14 protein-coding genes are annotated in these 19,218 nt (G+C 34.1%); 2 read left to right on the top strand and 12 right to left on the bottom strand.

Features of this window, described 5'->3' with window-relative positions; genetic code table 11:
• Positions 1-49: 49 nt before the first annotated feature.
• Complete coding sequence (locus tag IE051_RS11805) at positions 50-1,018, top strand: endonuclease/exonuclease/phosphatase family protein (protein ID WP_189361004.1); 969 nt, start codon at positions 50-52, stop codon at positions 1,016-1,018.
• Positions 1,019-1,025: 7 nt separating this feature from the next.
• On the opposite strand, the gene IE051_RS11800 is transcribed toward IE051_RS11805, so the two are convergent.
• From IE051_RS11800 to IE051_RS11790, 3 genes are read right to left on the bottom strand one after another with little or no spacing between them, the layout of a single operon-like run.
• Positions 1,026-1,403, bottom strand: a complete 378-nt coding sequence (locus IE051_RS11800; protein WP_189361003.1) for a hypothetical protein — start codon at positions 1,401-1,403, stop codon at positions 1,026-1,028.
• A 36-nt stretch (positions 1,404-1,439) separates the two neighbouring features.
• Positions 1,440-2,885: a DUF5689 domain-containing protein gene (locus IE051_RS11795; protein ID WP_189361002.1), complete on the bottom strand. Its 1,446-nt coding sequence runs from the start codon at positions 2,883-2,885 to the stop codon at positions 1,440-1,442.
• Positions 2,886-2,936: 51 nt separating this feature from the next.
• Positions 2,937-5,738: a TonB-dependent receptor gene (locus tag IE051_RS11790; RefSeq protein ID WP_189361001.1), complete on the bottom strand. Its 2,802-nt coding sequence runs from the start codon at positions 5,736-5,738 to the stop codon at positions 2,937-2,939.
• 126 nt (positions 5,739-5,864) lie between these two features.
• On the opposite strand from IE051_RS11790, the gene IE051_RS11785 reads away from it, so the two are divergent.
• A complete protein-coding gene (locus IE051_RS11785; protein ID WP_189361000.1) occupies positions 5,865-6,920 on the top strand; it encodes an endonuclease/exonuclease/phosphatase family protein in 1,056 nt (351 codons plus the stop codon).
• Between the two features lies 1 nt (position 6,921).
• On the opposite strand, the gene IE051_RS11780 is transcribed toward IE051_RS11785, so the two are convergent.
• The 9 genes from IE051_RS11780 to uvrC all read right to left on the bottom strand — a co-directional run bounded on the left by IE051_RS11780 (position 6,922) and on the right by uvrC (position 19,153).
• Positions 6,922-7,362, bottom strand: a complete 441-nt coding sequence (locus tag IE051_RS11780; RefSeq protein ID WP_189360999.1) for a hypothetical protein — start codon at positions 7,360-7,362, stop codon at positions 6,922-6,924.
• 105 nt (positions 7,363-7,467) lie between these two features.
• Positions 7,468-9,087: a glucose-6-phosphate isomerase gene (pgi, locus tag IE051_RS11775; RefSeq protein WP_189360998.1), complete on the bottom strand. Its 1,620-nt coding sequence runs from the start codon at positions 9,085-9,087 to the stop codon at positions 7,468-7,470.
• A 2-nt stretch (positions 9,088-9,089) separates the two neighbouring features.
• Positions 9,090-10,427, bottom strand: coding sequence for a peptidoglycan DD-metalloendopeptidase family protein (locus IE051_RS11770; protein WP_189360997.1), 1,338 nt, complete (start codon positions 10,425-10,427; stop codon positions 9,090-9,092).
• Positions 10,385-11,311: a tryptophan 2,3-dioxygenase family protein gene (locus IE051_RS11765; RefSeq protein WP_373294363.1), complete on the bottom strand. Its 927-nt coding sequence runs from the start codon at positions 11,309-11,311 to the stop codon at positions 10,385-10,387. Before IE051_RS11765 ends, IE051_RS11770 begins: the two co-directional genes overlap by 43 nt.
• Positions 11,307-12,089: a DUF3108 domain-containing protein gene (locus tag IE051_RS11760; protein ID WP_189360995.1), complete on the bottom strand. Its 783-nt coding sequence runs from the start codon at positions 12,087-12,089 to the stop codon at positions 11,307-11,309. Before IE051_RS11760 ends, IE051_RS11765 begins: the two co-directional genes overlap by 5 nt.
• Positions 12,090-12,260: 171 nt before the next feature.
• Entirely contained in the window at positions 12,261-13,421 is a 1,161-nt protein-coding gene (gene hppD, locus IE051_RS11755; protein WP_189360994.1) for a 4-hydroxyphenylpyruvate dioxygenase, read from the bottom strand.
• Positions 13,422-13,637: 216 nt separating this feature from the next.
• Positions 13,638-14,792 (bottom strand): homogentisate 1,2-dioxygenase, encoded by a 1,155-nt coding sequence (locus IE051_RS11750; RefSeq protein WP_189360993.1) that lies wholly within the window; start codon positions 14,790-14,792, stop codon positions 13,638-13,640.
• 239 nt (positions 14,793-15,031) lie between these two features.
• Positions 15,032-17,275: a patatin-like phospholipase family protein gene (locus IE051_RS11745; protein WP_189360992.1), complete on the bottom strand. Its 2,244-nt coding sequence runs from the start codon at positions 17,273-17,275 to the stop codon at positions 15,032-15,034.
• A gap of 84 nt (positions 17,276-17,359) precedes the next feature.
• On the bottom strand, positions 17,360-19,153 hold the full coding sequence (gene uvrC, locus IE051_RS11740) for an excinuclease ABC subunit UvrC (RefSeq protein WP_189360991.1): 1,794 nt from the start codon (positions 19,151-19,153) through the stop codon (positions 17,360-17,362).
• Positions 19,154-19,218: the final 65 nt, after the last annotated feature.

Here is a 19,218-nt window from a genome sequence, read left to right as displayed (position 1 = left end):
ACAATTGCTAGCATTTTAATATTTATAATTTTAGGCCTATTTTTGGATTATGACAGAACCCTTTGAAGATATCCCTGTACGCAAAGACATGCAAACTATTGCGTTTTACAACCTTGAAAATTTATTCGATGTAAAGAACAATCGACATACAAACGATACTGATTTTTTACCAACATCAGTAAAAAAATGGACACCAAAACGCTATGACAATAAACTTAGAAAATTAAGTTATGCCATTTCAAATATTGGTAGGAGAGAAACCGGTAAACATCCTGCACTGGTTGGGCTAGCAGAGGTTGAAAACGCTAAGGTGATTGAAGAATTATTAGCAACAAAACATTTAGAGGATTACCATTATGGCTATGTCCATTTTGATTCTTTAGATGAACGGGGAATTGATGTAGCATTGTTATATGACAAAAATGTTTTTGAAGTTCTCAGTGCAGAGCCTTTCGCGATAGAATTAACCCGTAATGACGGATCGGCAGATTACACGCGTGATATTTTATTAGTATCTGGATTATTGGATGGCGAAGAAGTTCATATTATTGTTAATCACTGGTCATCGCGTCGAGAAGGTCAAAAAGAAACGCAACCTAAACGCATGGCTTCATCTCATAAGGTAGGTGAAATTATTTCTAATTTAAAATCAAATAATGACACGGCCAGAATAATAGTGATTGGCGATTTTAATGATGATCCACATAGTGAAAGCATAAAAAACTTAGTTGATAATTTTGATATTTATAATCCGTTTGAAACCATACGCTCCTACAATAGAGGCTCAGTAAAACACAAGCGCCAGTGGTTTTTATTTGACCAAATTTTAATTTCAACCAATTTTTTTAAAAGTTCAAAACATGCCTTTGAATTCTATCGTGCAAATATTTTTGATGAAGCCTTTTTAAAACTTTTCAAAGGCCCTTTTAAAGGTGCACCATATAGAACCTATGTTGGAAAAAAATACAAAGGCGGTTATAGCGACCATTTTCCAGTGTATGCCATTTTAAAAAAATAAGGGGGAACTAAGCGGCTTGAAATAAGATATAGGTTAAGGCCAGAATTATAAAAGGAAGCAACCATAGCATCCAAATATTATAATTTAGTTTTTTGTTTTTAAGCATTTTGGCACCTCTAACTTTAAGTTTCTTACCACCATACTGCATCCAATTTTTAAAATATAGAATAATGACAGTTAAAGTAAACAAGGTCCATGCCTTTGTGGACGACATGGTTTCTACGTGCATTTGTTTGAAAAACTTAGCAAAAAAAACACCTAGAAGCAGTAACAAACTACTTTGCAGAAACGTAATATAAAATGTTGCTATACGCGTCGCTTTTTTATTCTTTTTGGTTTTATAATACTGTAAAAAATGAAAGAAGAAATTATCAAATGTTGTCATTGGGCTAATGTAATGACTCAAAACAATTAATCAAAATTACTCCTTATAATCCACGCTTATTTCATCCAATTCATAAACGCCATCAAAAGAAGATTGTCCGCTACCTGTATATTTAAAGGCAATGTAGATAATGCCTGCCTCACAAGATAAATCTATGATTCCTGAGGTAAACCATTCGGCAAAAGAATCGGTATCTTTTACAATATAGGCTGATGACATTACACCCCAAGTCGCCGATGTTATGGTTGCTTCATTACCATCCCAATCTAAGGAATACAAAACTTCCATAAAACTACTATCAGCCAAACTATTGGACGTTTTAAAACCTAGGGTCTCTCCATCTTGAGTATCTAAATTAATTGGAGGTGTTATCAACCATCCTATATTACTAATATCTCCTGAACTCGCAGATTGAAATCGAGCTGATCTGCCCAAAGATGCGTTTGATGATGTTGAGGAATACCCTTCCCAAGATTGAGAACCTGACTCCATAAAATTAGTCCAGCCATCAATATCTATAGGCTTATTGTTTTTTTGCGCCTCAAAGTCTTCATATAATATATTGGTTATCCCGGAAACGTTAGCTAGGCCGCAATTAAATTCTAGTGGATCACAACGTTCAGTATCTTCAAAAACAACATCAGCAGAACTATTAATAATGAGTACATTAAAATTATCTCTGTAATCTCTACTAAAAACACCAGTTACACTTCCTTTACTTTGCGGTACTATTAAGGTTTTAAAGTCTGAAAATGTACTGGTTTGCATTACCATAGATATACCAGATTCACAGCTTTCCAACAACCGAAGTCCATCAAACTCATCAAAAGATTCACTCGCAAAGGTTGCACCCAATTCAAATCTATTCAGTTGCATATTTTGAAGCTGAATTAATGTGTTTTCATCAAGAGGTGTTAAATCTTGTAAGCTCACAATTTTCGGCTTAATGTCTACAATTTCATTACTTCTAATCACGATATCTTTGTATTCTGATGCCTGAATTTGTTCTACTTTTATAGCATCACCCTTACCAATCGTAATTACTCCACTAGTTTCACCGATAGTGAGCCCATTCATTTTAATATATACTTTTTGACCAAATTGATAGGTGTCAGATAGACTACTGGCATTAATGTCAATTTTAAACCCCAGTCTTGGATCATCATCTGGATGGCTATCATCCGTTTTATTCTGAACTATTAACTCTTCGAAAAAATTCCCAGACTTATCAGTTGAAACTACATAACCCTGAATATAAAGAATTGGGGATTCATCTATTGTTACTGTAGTACTACCGCCGTTTACAGCTTGATCATAAAGCGATTTTATAGCACCAAAAGTGGTTATACTTTCTATAGGAATTTCTGGCTCATTAAATGCTATATCTGGAACATAATAATCATCACCATTAACACATGATGTTATCAAAAAGACAATTATAAGAAGGTGGACTAATTCTACTATTTTATTTTTATTTTGCATATTAAATTCACTTTTAATTCTAGCTCTTAAAATGACTGGAATTTTATTTCATTAAAAACTCAGATTCAGGTTAAGGAAATACGTAGAGCCTCTACCATACCAGTATTTAGGTCCAAAAACAGGAGTTTCCAGAGCTTGATCATCTCTTAACTCTCTGTAATTGGCATTTCTTCTTTGCTCAAAACCACCTGTTCTGTATACTTCATCTAGCAAATTATTAACACTGGCAAACAGGCCGATATAATATTTACCCAATTTCCATGATTTCCCTCCTATCAGATTTATTACCATATAATCATCAAATTGTTCTTGCCTCAATAATTCTCTTGCTAATTCCTTATCATAATCTGGAAAAGGATTACCATCAAAATCCGTATTAAAATTGGAAGATCGAGTTAATGGATTTATGCTTAAATAGGTGTTTGCGAAAAAATTTGCTGTAGCTCCGAACCACCAGAAATCGGGATCGCGATACTCAAAACCTATTGAATATGCATTTTGAGGACCATTACCTAGACGGTAATTCTTTAAGGTAGAGATTCCAAAATCTTTAAAACCATCAATAAAACCAGCATCTTCGGCCTCCTTATTTGGCTCCGTTGTTAGAAATAAATTAGGGTTATTATCATAGGTATATTGGCCCATAGCAACAACCCCCTTTAACTTGATTGTAGAGGTTAGCTGAGCTTCAATACCTAACTCTGCTCCAAAGTACTTTTTATCTATCCCTTGTAATATTTCTTGAACAAAAATCGCGTTATCACCGCCTACACCATCAGCAAAATAAAAAGCTATTTGGCTAGCATCAGTAATTTTGGTAAAATACCCAGTCAATTTTGCTTTGACTATGGATGATCTTAATATATAGCTCCCATCAAAAGAAAGAATACGCTCTTCAGAAATATTAGGAACCACATTATGGTTTTCTCTAGAATTAGAATACGTGTTCTGAATAAATGGAGCTCTAGAAATAAAGCCTGCATTCGTATTAAACACATGTTTTCCAGACAATTTATAAGTAATCCCGCCTTTTAAACCAAAACCACTAAAGGATAATTTCTCACCTTTACCCAAAGAATGATTAGGAAAACCGCCATTTTGATATATACCTTCTCTTTGGTAGTTTGTACCTGAGGCACTTCCAGTGCAATAGAAATCAATGGCATTATAGGAAAATTGACCTTGGGCAAATACCTTTATTGAGCTCGATTCTATATTATAATGATACTTGAATTTATCACCTACCCCAACTAGTCTATTGGGATTTAGAAGATCATTTTGCGCCTCATCTATAGTATTAGCAAAAGGATCGATATCTAAATAAGAAGACCCACCTAATAAATCTTGAACCTCAGCAAAATTTTCAGATTTTAGCTTTTTATAGTTGATTCCTGCATTTATAATTACATGATCATTTAATGCCGTATCCAAAATAACATTTATTGTTAATTGAGAATCATCCACCCTATCTTCATAAAGGGCGTATTTCGCATTTCCACCATGTTGCGCATTATTAATATTCGCCTGATACATGGTATGCCAATTAATCTGTCCATCGCTTTGAAACTCTTTTAGGGCTAAATATGCCAGACCAGGATTATCCGGAAAATTCCGCTCAAAATAACTTGGAAGTTTTTGATAATAGGTAGGACTAGGGTTTGAGCCGCCCCCTTGTGGAACTCCATCAATTAGATCATTACCATTGTAGTCTAAGCGGCTATTGCCAAGTTTCCCGAACTGATAACCAACATTAGTGTTAATAGTAGTTGTTTTATTAATAGTCCAAAAATGATTCAATAAGAATATGGGTTCTATGACTTCCTTAATTCTTGAATTCCTTTTATTGCCATCTTGCCATCCCCAAAAGGCATTGTACTTAATATCTTTTAAATCATAAACCTCTTGGGTGTTAGGCGATGATTTCCCTCTTCTATTGGGTGTGTATATGCCCGTAAAATTCAAACTGTGACTATCATTTATTTTCTTTTCTACGGCAACAAACAGCGAATTAGCACTGTATACCGTAGCATCTTGATACCCTTCATTTCCCCAGCGCCGACCTAATGACAAAGTATACACCCAATTGTTCTTTAATAATCCAGAAGCGTATGTTGCCAAAAGGCGATTGGAATAACTTCTATTTGATGAAGAGTAGGTTAATCGTCCACCGGGTCTAGATTGAGATGGCCTAACATCTATATTAGTAGTGCCAAGTACACCACCAAAACCATATCTTGAAGGTGACAAACCTACAGTTAATTCTTGATTCCGGAGCACATCATTAATACCTCCCCAATTGCTCCATTGCGGTCTCCCATTAAATGCTTTATTCATTTCAATACCATTTATTAGCACCTTACCATGATTAGAATCTAGTCCACGCATTCTAAAAAAAGAAGCACTAAACTCGAAAGCTGCAGTTCTTTGGAAAACATCTAAGGAAGCGCCTAGCAACCCAGAAATATTATCAGCACTACCAGTATCCGTATTAAGTTCATCATCAGATAAGGTTATTAAGAATAAATTATCAGTATTTGGAGCATCACGGGTAATAGTTATGTCGTTAAGGCTTAAAATTTCACCTTTATTAACAATGATAGGAAAACGTTTGGTGACAAATCCGTCCTTATAAACACGCAGGGTTTGAGTACCTAAAGGCACATTTTTAGTAAAACGAAATACACCAACGGAATCTGTTAAAGTATTAAGAGGAACACCTTCAAAACTAATGACTACGTTCTCAATAGCTAAAAAAGTAGCTGCATCCATAACGCTTCCTTTAACCCCTGTTTCCTGAGCGTAAAAACAGTACGTATGACAACAGAAGAAAATAAAAGAAAATACTTTATGCATATACCACGCCAATTATTGCCTTAAAAACCTACTTTAAAGTAGTAAAATACGTAATTTTTACATAAATTACATGTGTTTTTTACTACAATACGTATTATTTATTCTACATAATTAATATCTACATGCATGTCTTACCAAAAAATATATTTTTCCATTTTTCTTTCATGTTTAGTTTTATGTCTGCATGCACAAGACAAAACATTTCAAATTCATACGCTGGCGTTCTATAATCTAGAAAACCTTTTCGACACGATTAATAACCCAAATAAGCTGGACGAGTATAGCCCTATAATGGAGTTGAAATCCAATAAAACTGAGGCCTATAACCAGAAAGTTAAAAACATGGCCAAAGTGATTGCCGATATTGGTTATACGGATTCTCAAAACACACCTGCTATTCTTGGTGTTTGCGAAATTGAAAATAAAAGGGTTCTGGAAGACTTAGTTAATGATCCGTTATTAAAACCCAAAGATTACGGTATCATTCATTATGATTCCGGAGATGTTCGTGGTATAGATGTGGCCCTACTTTTTCAGAAAAAAATATTTACACCCTTAAACACGAGTTCGCACGAGTTAAAAATTTATGATAATCACAATCAAAAACGTGCATACACCAGAGATCAGCTTTTGGTAAGCGGCAAACTGGAAGGGGAATTAATACATATTATAGTAAATCATTGGCCATCAAGACGAGGTGGTGAAACAAGAAGTAGGCCTAAACGTATTGCTGCTGCAAAACTGAACAAATATTTAATCGATTCACTACAGGTAATTGACCCATATGCCAAAATATTAATTATGGGTGATTTAAATGATAATCCGAACAACCCAAGTGTAAAAAAAATATTAAAACCCAAATCAAATAAAACAAGAGTAGGCTTGAAAGCGCTATATAATCCCTTTTTTGATTTTCATAAAAACGGATTAGGGACAACAGCATATAGAGATGATTGGAGTTTATTTGACCAAATTATGGTAAGTGCTCCGTTGCTTGAAAAAGATTATTCTGCTTTTAGATACTATAAAGCTGGCATCTATAATAAGCAATACCTTACACATCAAAAAGGACGATATAAAGGGTATCCTTATCGCAGTTGGTCAAACGGGTCTTTTAGCAATGGTTTTAGCGACCATTTTCCCGTGTTCATTTATCTTATTAAAGAAATTCCAAAAAATTAACCTAGCCTATCCAAGAACTCCATGGAATTCTCGACAAAAACAATACTAAGGCAATAGTATAGAAAATAGCTATGGTTTTCAACTTAGCATTAGAGGTTAGTTTCTTTTTGTGCTTTGAATAGCCAATTGTAATTAAAGCTACAGCAACAATATTTATAAAAGGATGTTCAACTAAATATAACCTGTTCACAGCATCTTTCATCACACCTCCCATACCTAACTCACCAAACAATTGTAAACGTGGTGATACAAAATACAGCACTAAACCAATTAATAGTTGAATATGCGAAACAATTAATGTAAACAAAGACCTTCTAAAATCATTAGCTTCATATTCTTTATCCCCTACAGTTTTTACTATGGCGCTTATAGTAGCAATGATCAACACAATGAGTACTACGTATGCCCAATAGGAATGAAGTGTTTGTATAATATTGTACATGATGGGTTTTATTTAAAAATTAAAAAGCAAATGTAACAATTAATAACCTAAAAAAACCGCTTCGGATTGAAGCGGTTTCTATAAATTTTAAAGTCTTGACTAAGCCTAAGACCTACTGTTATAATAGTTCAATAAATTAGAGGTTGATGAATCATGGGCTCCAACAGGATTTCCACCAAATTCTTGCAAAATTTTACTTGCCAGTTGTTTCCCCAACTCTACACCAAATTGGTCATAACTAAATATATTCCAAATTACGCCTTGCACAAATATTTTATGTTCATACATAGCAATAAGTTTCCCTAAACTCTCTGGAGATAGTTTATTTATAAAAATGGTATTCGTCGGTTTATTACCCTGGAACACTTTAAATGGAATGATGGCTTCATCAGTACCTTCGGCTACTACAGAAGCTTCTGTTTTACCGTTTAATAAAGCTTCAGTTTGCGCTAAGAAATTAGACGTCAATTTATCTTGATGATCTTGATTGCCATGCAACGATTTTACAAAACCTATAAAATCTGCTGGTATTAATTTAGTGCCTTGATGAATTAACTGAAAGAAGGCGTGTTGCGAATTTGTTCCAGGCTCCCCCCAAATAATAGTACCTGTTTGGTAATCAATAGAATTTCCGTTTCTATCAATACTTTTACCATTACTCTCCATTATACCCTGTTGCAAATACGTTGCAAACTGATTGAGGTATTGCGAATAAGGAATAACAGCCTCACTTTCCGCATTAAAGAAATTATTATACCAAATACTAATAAGTGCTAATACCACTGGTATATTCGAACCAAAATCTTCAGTTTTAAAGTGCTCATCCATTTTGTTAGCGCCTTTTAGCAAGCTATCAAAATTGTCATATCCAACCGCTAAACTAATAGTTAATCCTACCGCACTCCAAAGTGAAAAACGACCGCCTACCCAGTCCCACATAGGAAAAATATTGCTAGCATCTATTCCAAAACTTTGAACTTTTTCAATGTTAGTGGATACCGCAACAAAATGTTTTGCAATGGCTTCATTACTGGCCGACTCTAAAAACCAAGTTTTTAAGGTGTTTGCGTTTGACAGTGTTTCCTGTGTTGTAAATGTTTTAGATACAATAACAAACAAGGTTGTTTCTGGGTCTAATTTTTTAATAACCTCATTAACATGGTCTCCATCTACATTGCTTACAAAATGCGTTGTTAAGTGGTTCTTATAATATTGTAATGAATCTACAACCATGGCAGGTCCTAAATCTGAACCTCCAATACCAATATTTACAACATCAGTAAAGGCTTTACCCGTGTAACCTTTTCTATCGCCGTTTACAACCTCATTGGTAAACCCTTCAATCTTTTCTTTTACGGCATAGACTTCCGGAATAACATTAACACCGTTTACCTTAAAATCTGCGGTTTTAGGCGCTCTTAAAGCCGTATGTAAAACTGCTCTTCCTTCTGTTTGATTTATTATTTCTCCTGAAAACTGACTTTTAATAGCGGCTTTCAATTTCACATCATCAGCCAGTTCTAGTAAATACCTAAAGGTCTCTTCTGTGATTCTATTCTTTGAAAAGTCTACGTAAAAATCATCCCATGTAATGGTAAATTTATTAGCTCGTTCTTGATCTTGAGCAAATAAATCTTTCATTTGTAGATCTTTAACCGTTTCAAAATTTGTTTGTAGTTTTTTCCACGCCTCTGTGGTAGTTGGATTTATACTTGGTAATGCCATGATTAATCGTTATATGAAATAGGATTATTGTTTTGTTTTATTAAGTGTTCTGGTTGATTTTGATCTTCAAAAACGTCTTCTAAAAAGTTAATATCATCCAATTGTTGTTTTATTGGCTGAATAAAATAAAGATATTCTGTTTTTAAAGAATCTGAAATAGGCTTTGCTTCCGGCAATTTCTGTCTAAACGGATCAACTTGTCTTCCATTGACCCAAAAACGATAACATACATGTGGTCCTCCAGTATTTCCGGTCATACCAACCCATCCAATAACATCGCCTTGCTTTACAAATTGGCCAACCTTGACATTGCGTTTTCTCATATGCAAATACTGGGTTTCATAGGTCGCATTATGTCTAATTTTCACATAATTACCATTGCCACCGCGTCTTTCAGATTTTGTCACAGTACCATTTGCAGTAGCCATGATTGGGGTACCTATAGGTGCCGCAAAATCAGTACCCTTATGAGCTCTTACTTTGTAACCATAGACGGCAATGCGCCTTTTTAAGTTATATCTTGAAGAAATTCTACTAAATTTAACCGGTGCTTTTAAAAAGGCCCGCCTCAAGTTTTTAGCCTCGTCATTAAAGTAATCTTTTATCTCCTTAACTGAATCTGTCATAAATTCAAAAGCATAAAAAGGTTCTTTATTATGTTCAAAATAGGCCGCCTTAATATCATGAACCCCAGCATAAATACTATCATCAATGTATTTATCTGTATATATCACTTTAAAACGATCTCCTTTTTGTAACCTTCTAAAATCTATGGTCCAAGCATAAATCTCATCGGCAAGCTTATAGGCTAATCGTGGGCTTAGTCCCTTCTCCTCTAAGGTTAATGAAATGCTGCTATTTATGACACCCGTTGCAATTTTTTCGACATAAGTAATAGGTTTTTTACTTTTGTAGGCGTGTATGGAATCTTTGAAATTGATAACCACAAATTCTTCCAAATTAGGCTGATAAATAAACGATTGTGGCAACTCTAAAGAATCTTTAGAGCATAATAACGTATAGGGTTTCCCGACTTGTAAACGTCTTATATCAAAAGTATCTTTTGCCTTTTCCGCAATATGAAATATTTTAGGATAACCCACTTTATTTCTCTCTAAAATAACACCAAAGCTGTCACCTCTTTTTATGGTATCTCGTTTTACAACATAGTCATTTAGGTTGAATCCAAATTCAATATTTTCCGGAGGTAATTCAACTTCAACCTCTTCAACAACGATGACTTCTTCCTTTAAGTCCTTCTTACATGCCGCAAATAAAACGGCTAATACTATTAATACTATATATTTGTTCCCCACGCTGCTATTTCTTGCTCTGTCCATAAATCTGGAAAGAAAATCCTTTTTTGATATTTAGGGTGCATGTATTTTACCCACTCACTTCCTCCAGTTGCTTCAGCCGTTTCACCACCAATATTTAAGTAATGATTTGCTGTATTATAATGTGCCATAACCCATTTTATATTGACCGTAAAATCATAATGTCGCATGGCCTTTATCAAATCCTTATTTGTTTGAGCATCACTAGGTAACCCTTTAAATTTGCTCCACAAATTGTTCGTTTGATAAAATTTGGTAAATCTAATAAATTCTTCCTTATAGCGCTCCTCAAAAGCTGTTAAAGTATAAGTCTTTTTACCCGTATTATAATCTTTTCCTGCTGCCTGCCAATATAAGTGTTCAAAGGCATGTTCATAAGATGAATTTCTATCTATAGTTTTCCTAAATCTATTATCAATAAGATTGATTAGCTCTGTAGATGCAAACTCAATTTTTCTATATTGTGCACTTTGAAAACCACTGGCCGGAGTTAAAGTTGTTCTAAATTTATTGTATTGCTCAACATCCATACCGTCTTTCATAATACTAAAAGACGAGGTGAGTACATCAAAATATCTGCTAACACGCATTATCTTATCTGTAAAAACATGCGTATCTAAGCTAGTAGATTTTGCAACCTGCTCTATTTCACTTAAAATCATTTTGAATAACAATTCAGAAATCTGATGATACATGATAAACACCTTCTCATCTGGAAAAACAGTACGCTGTACTTGAAGGTTTAAAAGCGCATCTGTTTGTATATAATCCCAATAATTAATTGGCTTACTGTGCAATAACCCTTCCAAATGCGTTTCCACATCTTGGTGAATAGCTTCGTATTTATCTTTTAGTTTTTTGGAAAGTTTAGCACTCAAATCGTTAATGTTTAACCACAATTTCAAAGGGATACTTCAAACCCTTATAAGCCTCTAAGTCAGCTCGTAAAGACCCTACAGCCAAATCTGCCTGAATACGTAAAGGTACTTTATTTTTATCTTTGGATACCCATAATGTTAAACTTTCTTCTTCTTTAAAGACCCGTCCAGCCATCACATATGGTCGGAATTTTATGGATTCAATGGTACCAAATTCTGTCTCAATGACCTCTTCTCCAAGATATTTAAGTTTGAATCCGTAATTTTCTTCATCAAAAAACATATCAATTCTAACTTCATCTCCTGGTTTAAGGCTTTTAATATCTAGATTATTTCTTAAATAATAAAACGTAGAAACCATATCCTGAATATTAGGTTTGGTATCTATTATTTTAACGGAATTGTTCTTTTTGTTATTTATGACCGCCCTATTATTTTCTTGATCGAAATTAATAACAATATCTTTGGTGTGTCCTCCTTCATCTATATTTCTAACAAATTTATAAGGCAGGATGGTTTCTTTGTCAAAATAAGTTTCATAACGATCTTTCACTTTAAAAAACCATTTTATCATGCCTGTGGTCCAACCTTTGCCTACCACATGATATACGTCCTTATCACCAAGTTTAGCATTTTTCACATGAAGTGTAGCGTTACCCGCTTTAAGCCAACTGCTGTAACTCATTCTGAATTTAAACCATTCTCCTGCACCAAAGGAGGATTCTTGTTGTGCAAAAACCAATTGCAAGGAAAATGTAAGACAAAAAATTAGCAGTTTTTTTCTCATAATAGCCTGGGTAATTCCTAATGAACTCTTTTAATTACAATTTATTGTTTTTACCAAGAATTACAATTACCATTCCAAAAATATAAATTTAATTGAACTAGCGTTATTTATGAATGTTATAGTTCTGTTAGAATTTATAGAAAACGTATCATTATTTGAATTTTAAAAAAGTTATAAAGTCCCTCTATTGGCTTGCTCTCTTTCAATGGACTCGAACAAAGCCTTAAAATTTCCGGCACCAAAGCCACGAGCTCCCATACGCTGAATAATCTCAAAAAACAACGTGGGTCTATCTTCCACGGGCTTTGTAAATATCTGTAATAAATAGCCTTCCTCATCGGCATCTATCATAATACCTAAACTTTTTAAACGTTCAATATCCTCTCTTAATTCATGGCTATGTTCTTCCAAGCGCCCCGGTACAGCTTGATAATAAGCCTCTGGCGGTTTTGACAAAAACTCTACGCCACGTTCCCGTAATTGAGATACCGTATTAATGATATCATCAGTGGCTACAGCAATATGTTGTACTCCTGCCCCTTCGTAAAAATCTAGATACTCTTCAATTTGCGATTTCTTTTTACCTTTTGCTGGCTCATTTATGGGGAATTTGATCCGCCCATTACCGTTACTCATCACCTTACTCATTAAGGCAGAATACTCGGTATGAATTTGCTTATCATCAAAAGACAAAAAGTTCTCAAAACCCATAACATCCTCGTACCATTTTACCCATGTATTCATTTGACCCCAACCTACATTGCCTACCATATGGTCTATAAATTTTAACCCTGTAGGTTTTGGGTTGTAATCAGATTTCCAAGTTCTAAAGCCCGGTAAAAAACAACCATTATAATTTTTACGTTCCACAAATATGTGCACCGTTTCACCATAAGTATAAATGCCTGCTCTAACCACCTCACCATGATCATCTTTTTCTACGACAGGTTCCATATATGATTTAGCACCTCTTGAAGTGGTTTCTTGGTATGCCTTTCTTGCATCTTCAACCCATAGACCAATTACCTTTACCCCATCGCCATGTTTTACAAGATGATTATTTATTATGGATTTACTATTTAACGGTGTTGTTAATACCAGTTTTATTTTATCTTGTTTCAAGACATAACTGACCTGATCCCTTGAACCTGTCTCCAACCCCTTATATGCATAGGACTGAAAACCAAATGCTGTTTTATAAAAATGCGCCGATTGTTTGGCATTACCTACATAGAACTCGACATAGTCCGTTCCTAAAAGCGGCAAAAAATCTTGCGCACCTTCAAATATTTTTTCTAAACCGTAGTTTACTGATTTTATATCTTTACTCATTTTGTCTATTTATTAATTGCTATCCTATTAGGGTGCTTTTTTATCAAAAAAAGATAATTCGTGATTGTCAAACCGCGTTGAAATAAGATTCTTTTTTTTGTAATTATTGCAACTTTGACATCTTGTATTTAGTTTATTTCTAGCCATCAAATAAGTCTTTAAAGGTCTATAGGGCAAATAAACTATTATAAAAAGTAGATGCCAATCAAAATACTATTACAACCATGATTTATGATAATTTTCATCGGCTATTGCCAAAGCTTCTTCCGTAAGCATTAGTGGCTTAAATGTATCTACCATCACCGCCAATTCCTCGGTTTTAGTTTTACCAATACTCCGCTCTGTAGCCCCGGGGTGCGGGCCATGCGGTATACCTGCTGGATGCAATGATATATGACCTGCTTCAACATCATTTCTACTCATAAAATCACCATCTACATAATATAACACCTCATCACTGTCAATATTACTATGATTGTATGGCGCAGGGATAGACAACGGATGGTAGTCATAAAGTCTAGGTACAAAACTGCATACCACAAATGCGTCTGTTTCAAATGTTTGATGTACCGGTGGCGGTTGATGTACACGGCCCGTAATAGGTTCAAAATCGTGAATAGAAAACGCATAAGGATAATTATAACCATCATACCCAATGACATCAAAGGGGTGTGAGGCATAAATCATTTCTATAATATCATCCTGCTTTTTTACTTTGATTAAAAACTCGCCTGATTCGTTATTGGTTTCTAATTCTTGAGGTCTTCTAATATCGCGTTCGCAAAACGGGGAATGCTCTAATAATTGGCCGAACCAATTTCTATAGCGTTTTGGTGTATATATAGGCCTACGAGATTCTACTATAAACAACCTATTATCTGCTGTATCAAAATCAATTTTATAAATAATTCCTCTTGGTATTAGTAAATAATCACCATATTTAAAATCCAGATTACCTAGCATGGTTCTTAATTTTCCAGTACCCTTATGTATGAATAAAAGTTCATCGGCATCTGTATTTTTATAAAAATAATCTTGTGTTGATTGCCTGGGTGCTGCTAAAATGATAGCACAGTCACTATTGATTAAAACCGTTTTTCGACTATCTAAATAATCCTCTTCAGGATTTATTTGAAAGCCTTTTAAACGATATGATTTAATATTATTGGCTAAGGCAATTTTAGGAGCAATACTATATTGTTTTTTTATAGATTTAACTTGAGTTGGTCGTTGCTCATGATAACTATTTGTTGACATACCATCAAAACCAATGGTCCCAAATAATTGTTCATAGTATAAACTGCCGTCTGGCTTCCTAAATTGGGTATGACGCTTATGTGGAATGTTTCCTAATTTATGATAAAAAGGCATACTTTTTTATTTTAAAAATTAATTATTATTGGCTATAAAAAACAGGTTTTAACAGTCTAAATAGCTAATACTTCTAAAGATACAAAAAGTATACTCACTCAGGATTTCTCTTGATGAGATAATGAAGATATGCTAATAAGTCTTTCCAGAAAAGATTCATATTGACACAAATATCGGAAAATTTATTTTATTGTTTAGCCTTTTATATGTTCAGTATTATTACCACGAAAGGTAAACCGTTAAAACCAAAAGCCCAGATTAAAAAACCAAGTACTCTCCTTTTGCTCTGGGGAATAACTATATTTTACTTGAATAGGTCCTAAAAACGTCTCTAAACCATAACCCAAGGCATAACCTCTATAATCTGGTAATGTAAACCACTCTCCAGTTTCAAAAATATCATCTTCTACATTAGACCAATTGCCTTCTAAAGTAATATGATGTTTTTTAAAAATCTCATAGTCAGCCACGGCGCTCGCCTTCACAAAACTATTTCCAATTAAAGACACAAAATCATATCCCACAAAAGGAATGAAGTTATTAATTAGATCACTACCGTAGCCACCCAAAGCAAAATCTAAAGCTGCAGTAGTACTATTCCCAATTTTGAAACCACCGCTTGTTTGCAAATTAAATGCCAGTTTATCATGCACGCTAAAAGCATACCCCATATTTGCCTTAGCTATTGAAAAATTATTAAAATCCTTCCCTTCACTTGAGGATAACAAATAGATGTTTAAATCTCCATTGAGATAAACCCCTCTTTTGGGAAAATACTTGTTATTATAGGTGTCCAATTTCATATTACCAAACAAACTGAGGTAGTTTGTATTTTCAAACTTTATCCTATTTCCCGAATCATCCTCTGAAATAGTCTCCGTATTCAATTCAAGATTCTTGTGCTCAAGTCCCATGGTTAATGCAAAATCTCGCATAAATAATGTCTGTACATAAAACTGATTGGTAAAATCTTTGAGCTTAACATCTATCTTATTTACTCCGCCTGCATCAAAACGCACGAGATTATCAATTAATAACTGCGTATTAATGTTCTTATCGAACTGATTATACCTTGATTTTAAACCAATACTCCAATAAAATCCCCTATCAATTAAATATTCAAAATTATACCTGACATTATCCCCAAGAATAAAATCAAATGATGCAACATCATTTTTAAAAAACAATCTTTTTTTTGTAACATTAACCAGCGCCGCGCTTTTATAGAGGTCATCATAATGTATACCGAGTTTCAAAAATAAATTCTGATTCGTTTCTTTAACATAAACGTTTATATCATAACCACTGTTGTCTTCAGTTTTTATAAACTCATATTTTATGTTATCAAAATTATTGGTAGCTTCTAGGCGATCCATCCCTGCTCTAATTTTTTCATAACTAAGGGTTTCATAGCCTTTCACTTTTAGCTTTCCTAAAACATATGCTCTTGTATACTTATCAATACCTTTTAAATGCACATGATTTATCTTAAGGCTATCAATACGTCTTGGTCTTAAATTTGAAAGCGTATCATTTTTTGTTTTACGGGGCAAAGTACTTAGCGCCTCTACCTGTGTTTTTGTTGCTGCTACCCCATTCTTAATAATCTGATCGCCATCACTAAAAGAAACGACATTAAAATCCTCTATATTTGGCTTAATATAAATATCTGTTTGTTGGGCTTTTAATTTCATGTCTTGGATGGTTCTGAAATTATTGATTTGGATTAACAACTCAGGAGCTGAAGCCAACGCTTCACGATTTCTAAGACCATCCTGAACATCAACACCAATAATAACGTCCATACCTTTAGCTCTTAATTCATCCACTGGATAATTATTAACAACTCCGCCATCAATTAATAGTTGATCTTCAATCATGACAGGCTGAAACACCGACGGAAGCGCTCCACTAGCCAATATAGCCCTTGCTAAATCCCCCTGATCTAAAACAATTTGAGATCCTGTTTCTGCATCGGTAGCAATACAGAAAAATGGGATTGGTAATTTATCAAAATCATTAATCTGATTAACATGGATTAATGACTCTAAAAGCAAACTATAAACATTGTATCCCTTAGAAAGCGCCGATGGTAGCTTAATTTTATAATTATCAAAAGGCAATTTTACAGCATATTTATCATCGCTATCCCGTTCATAAGATGTTTTTGAAACTCTGGGTAAATTGTCATTAATAATGATATCGAAATCTTGAACTTGAAAAATAGAATCGAGTTGCTTTCCAGAGTATCCGGAAGCATAAAGACCTCCTATTATGGCACCCATGCTAGTTCCTGCAATATAGTCTATCTTAATACCCAGACTATCAATAACCTTTAATGCGCCTATATGAGCAAGACCTTTTGCGCCACCACCGCTTAAAACCAATCCTACTTTTGGTTTATGCGCTTCTGTTTTGTTTTGCGCTTGTACCGTAAACAAAGCAAAAACAAATAGAACTAGTATGGCGCTTTTAACTCTCAAATTTTTTGAGTTTTATATGTATTGAGTTTTGAAAACTTCTAAATAATTAACTGGACATTATGAAATGGTTATGGTCATTGCAATTTACTTTTCATGATAATAATTATATACTTTTTCTGCTCTAGAAACACCAATAACACCTTCCAATTCATCTAATTTGGCATTAGCAACCCGTTTGGCAGATTTAAAATGTCTTAACAACTCTACAACTGTTTTTTCTCCTACACCTTGAATAGTTTCAAGTTCTGTATTTAACGCAGTTTTACTTCGTTTATTTCTATGATGTTCAATTCCAAAGCGGTGCGCTTCATTACGCAGTTGCTGGATAATCTTGAGCGTTTCACTTTTCTTATCTAAATATAAAGGAATTGGATCATCTGGATAAAATAATTCTTCCAAACGTTTGGCAATTCCGATGATAGCAATCTTGCCTCTCAATTCAAGTACATCTAAGCTTTTTAATGCTGAAGATAATTGGCCTTTACCACCATCAATTATAATAAGCTGTGGCAAAGACTGATTTTCTTCTACCAAACGCTTATACCTTCTATACACTACCTCTTCCATAGAAGCAAAGTCATCCGGCCCTTCTACGGTTTTAATATTAAAATGGCGATAATCCTTTTTACTTGGTTTTCCATTTTTAAATACGACACATGCAGCCACAGGATGTGTTCCTTGAATATTTGAATTATCAAAACACTCTATATGTCTAGGTTCTTTTGAGAGTCTTAAATCAGCCTTCATTTGGGCCATTATCCTATTAGCATGTCTGTCAGGATCAACAATTTTCATTTGCTTGAATCGATCCATTCTGTAATATTTCGCATTTCTTAATGATAAATCAAGAATATGCTTTTTATCCCCTAATTTAGGAACCGTTACTTTGATGCCTTCCCCTAATTCAACCTTAAATGGGAGATATATTTCTTTTGAATTAGAATTGAACCGTTGCCTTATTTCAGTAATTGCTAAACCCAACAAGGCCTCGTCTGTTTCATCCAACTTCTTTTTAATCTCTAAAGTATGCGATCGAATAATGGATCCGTAAGACAATTGTAAAAAGTTAATATAGCCATAGCTCTCATCGCTCACAATTGAAAACACATCAACATTGCTTATTTTAGGATTAACAATAGTAGATCTCGCTTGATAGTTTTCTAATACTTCAACTTTCTCCTTAATTTTTTGAGCCTCTTCAAATTGCAAGTTTTCAGCATACTGCTTCATTTGACCTTTAAATTGAGCTAATGAGTCCTTAAAATTTCCTTTCAAAATCTCCTTAATAGCCTTCACACTTTGATTGTATTCCTCTTCTGTTTCAAAACCTTCACAAGGTCCTTTACAGTTTCCTAAATGATATTCTAAACAGACTTTGTATTTTCCAGCTTCAATTTTATCTTGTGACAAATCATAATTACAAGTGCGTAAATTATAAAGCCCTTTAATTAAATCGAGTAAGGTATGAACCGTTTTTCCCGAGGTATATGGCCCAAAATACTGACTACCGTCTTTAAAAACCCGACGGGTTGAAAACACCCTCGGAAAACGCTCATTTTTTATACAAATCCACGGGTATGATTTATCATCTTTAAGTAATACATTATACCGTGGTTGATATTTTTTAATTAAGTTATTCTCTAATAAAAGTGCGTCCGTTTCAGTAGCAACAACGATATGTTTAATATCGGCAATCTTTTTTACAAGAACCCGTGTTTTACCATAATCGTGGTTCTTGGTAAAATAAGAACTAACGCGTTTCTTTAAATTTTTTGCTTTTCCAACATATATAATTACGCCATCTTTATCATAATATTGATAGACGCCAGGTTGGCTAGGCAAGGTTTTTAATTGTATCTCTAAATCAGGGGTATCCATTATTGTAAAGGTATATACTAAATAGTAAAAATCTAAAAATCAACAGACCTTTTTTTAGTATCTTG

The organism is Algibacter mikhailovii, assembly GCF_014651495.1.
Lineage (GTDB): Bacteria > Bacteroidota > Bacteroidia > Flavobacteriales > Flavobacteriaceae > Algibacter_E > Algibacter_E mikhailovii.
The sequence above is the reverse complement of the archived record's forward strand: the minus strand, read 5'-3'. Positions and strand labels throughout refer to the sequence as shown.

Coding starts and splice junctions, on each gene's coding strand:
- IE051_RS11805 (WP_189361004.1), top strand. CDS start 50: ATGACAGAACCCTTTGAAGATATCCCTGTACGCAAAGACATGCAAACT.
- IE051_RS11800 (WP_189361003.1), bottom strand. CDS start 1,403: ATGACAACATTTGATAATTTCTTCTTTCATTTTTTACAGTATTATAAA.
- IE051_RS11795 (WP_189361002.1), bottom strand. CDS start 2,885: ATGCAAAATAAAAATAAAATAGTAGAATTAGTCCACCTTCTTATAATT.
- IE051_RS11790 (WP_189361001.1), bottom strand. CDS start 5,738: ATGCATAAAGTATTTTCTTTTATTTTCTTCTGTTGTCATACGTACTGT.
- IE051_RS11785 (WP_189361000.1), top strand. CDS start 5,865: ATGTCTTACCAAAAAATATATTTTTCCATTTTTCTTTCATGTTTAGTT.
- IE051_RS11780 (WP_189360999.1), bottom strand. CDS start 7,362: ATGTACAATATTATACAAACACTTCATTCCTATTGGGCATACGTAGTA.
- pgi (WP_189360998.1), bottom strand. CDS start 9,087: ATGGCATTACCAAGTATAAATCCAACTACCACAGAGGCGTGGAAAAAA.
- IE051_RS11770 (WP_189360997.1), bottom strand. CDS start 10,427: ATGGACAGAGCAAGAAATAGCAGCGTGGGGAACAAATATATAGTATTA.
- IE051_RS11760 (WP_189360995.1), bottom strand. CDS start 12,089: ATGAGAAAAAAACTGCTAATTTTTTGTCTTACATTTTCCTTGCAATTG.
- hppD (WP_189360994.1), bottom strand. CDS start 13,421: ATGAGTAAAGATATAAAATCAGTAAACTACGGTTTAGAAAAAATATTT.
- IE051_RS11750 (WP_189360993.1), bottom strand. CDS start 14,792: ATGCCTTTTTATCATAAATTAGGAAACATTCCACATAAGCGTCATACC.
- uvrC (WP_189360991.1), bottom strand. CDS start 19,153: ATGGATACCCCTGATTTAGAGATACAATTAAAAACCTTGCCTAGCCAA.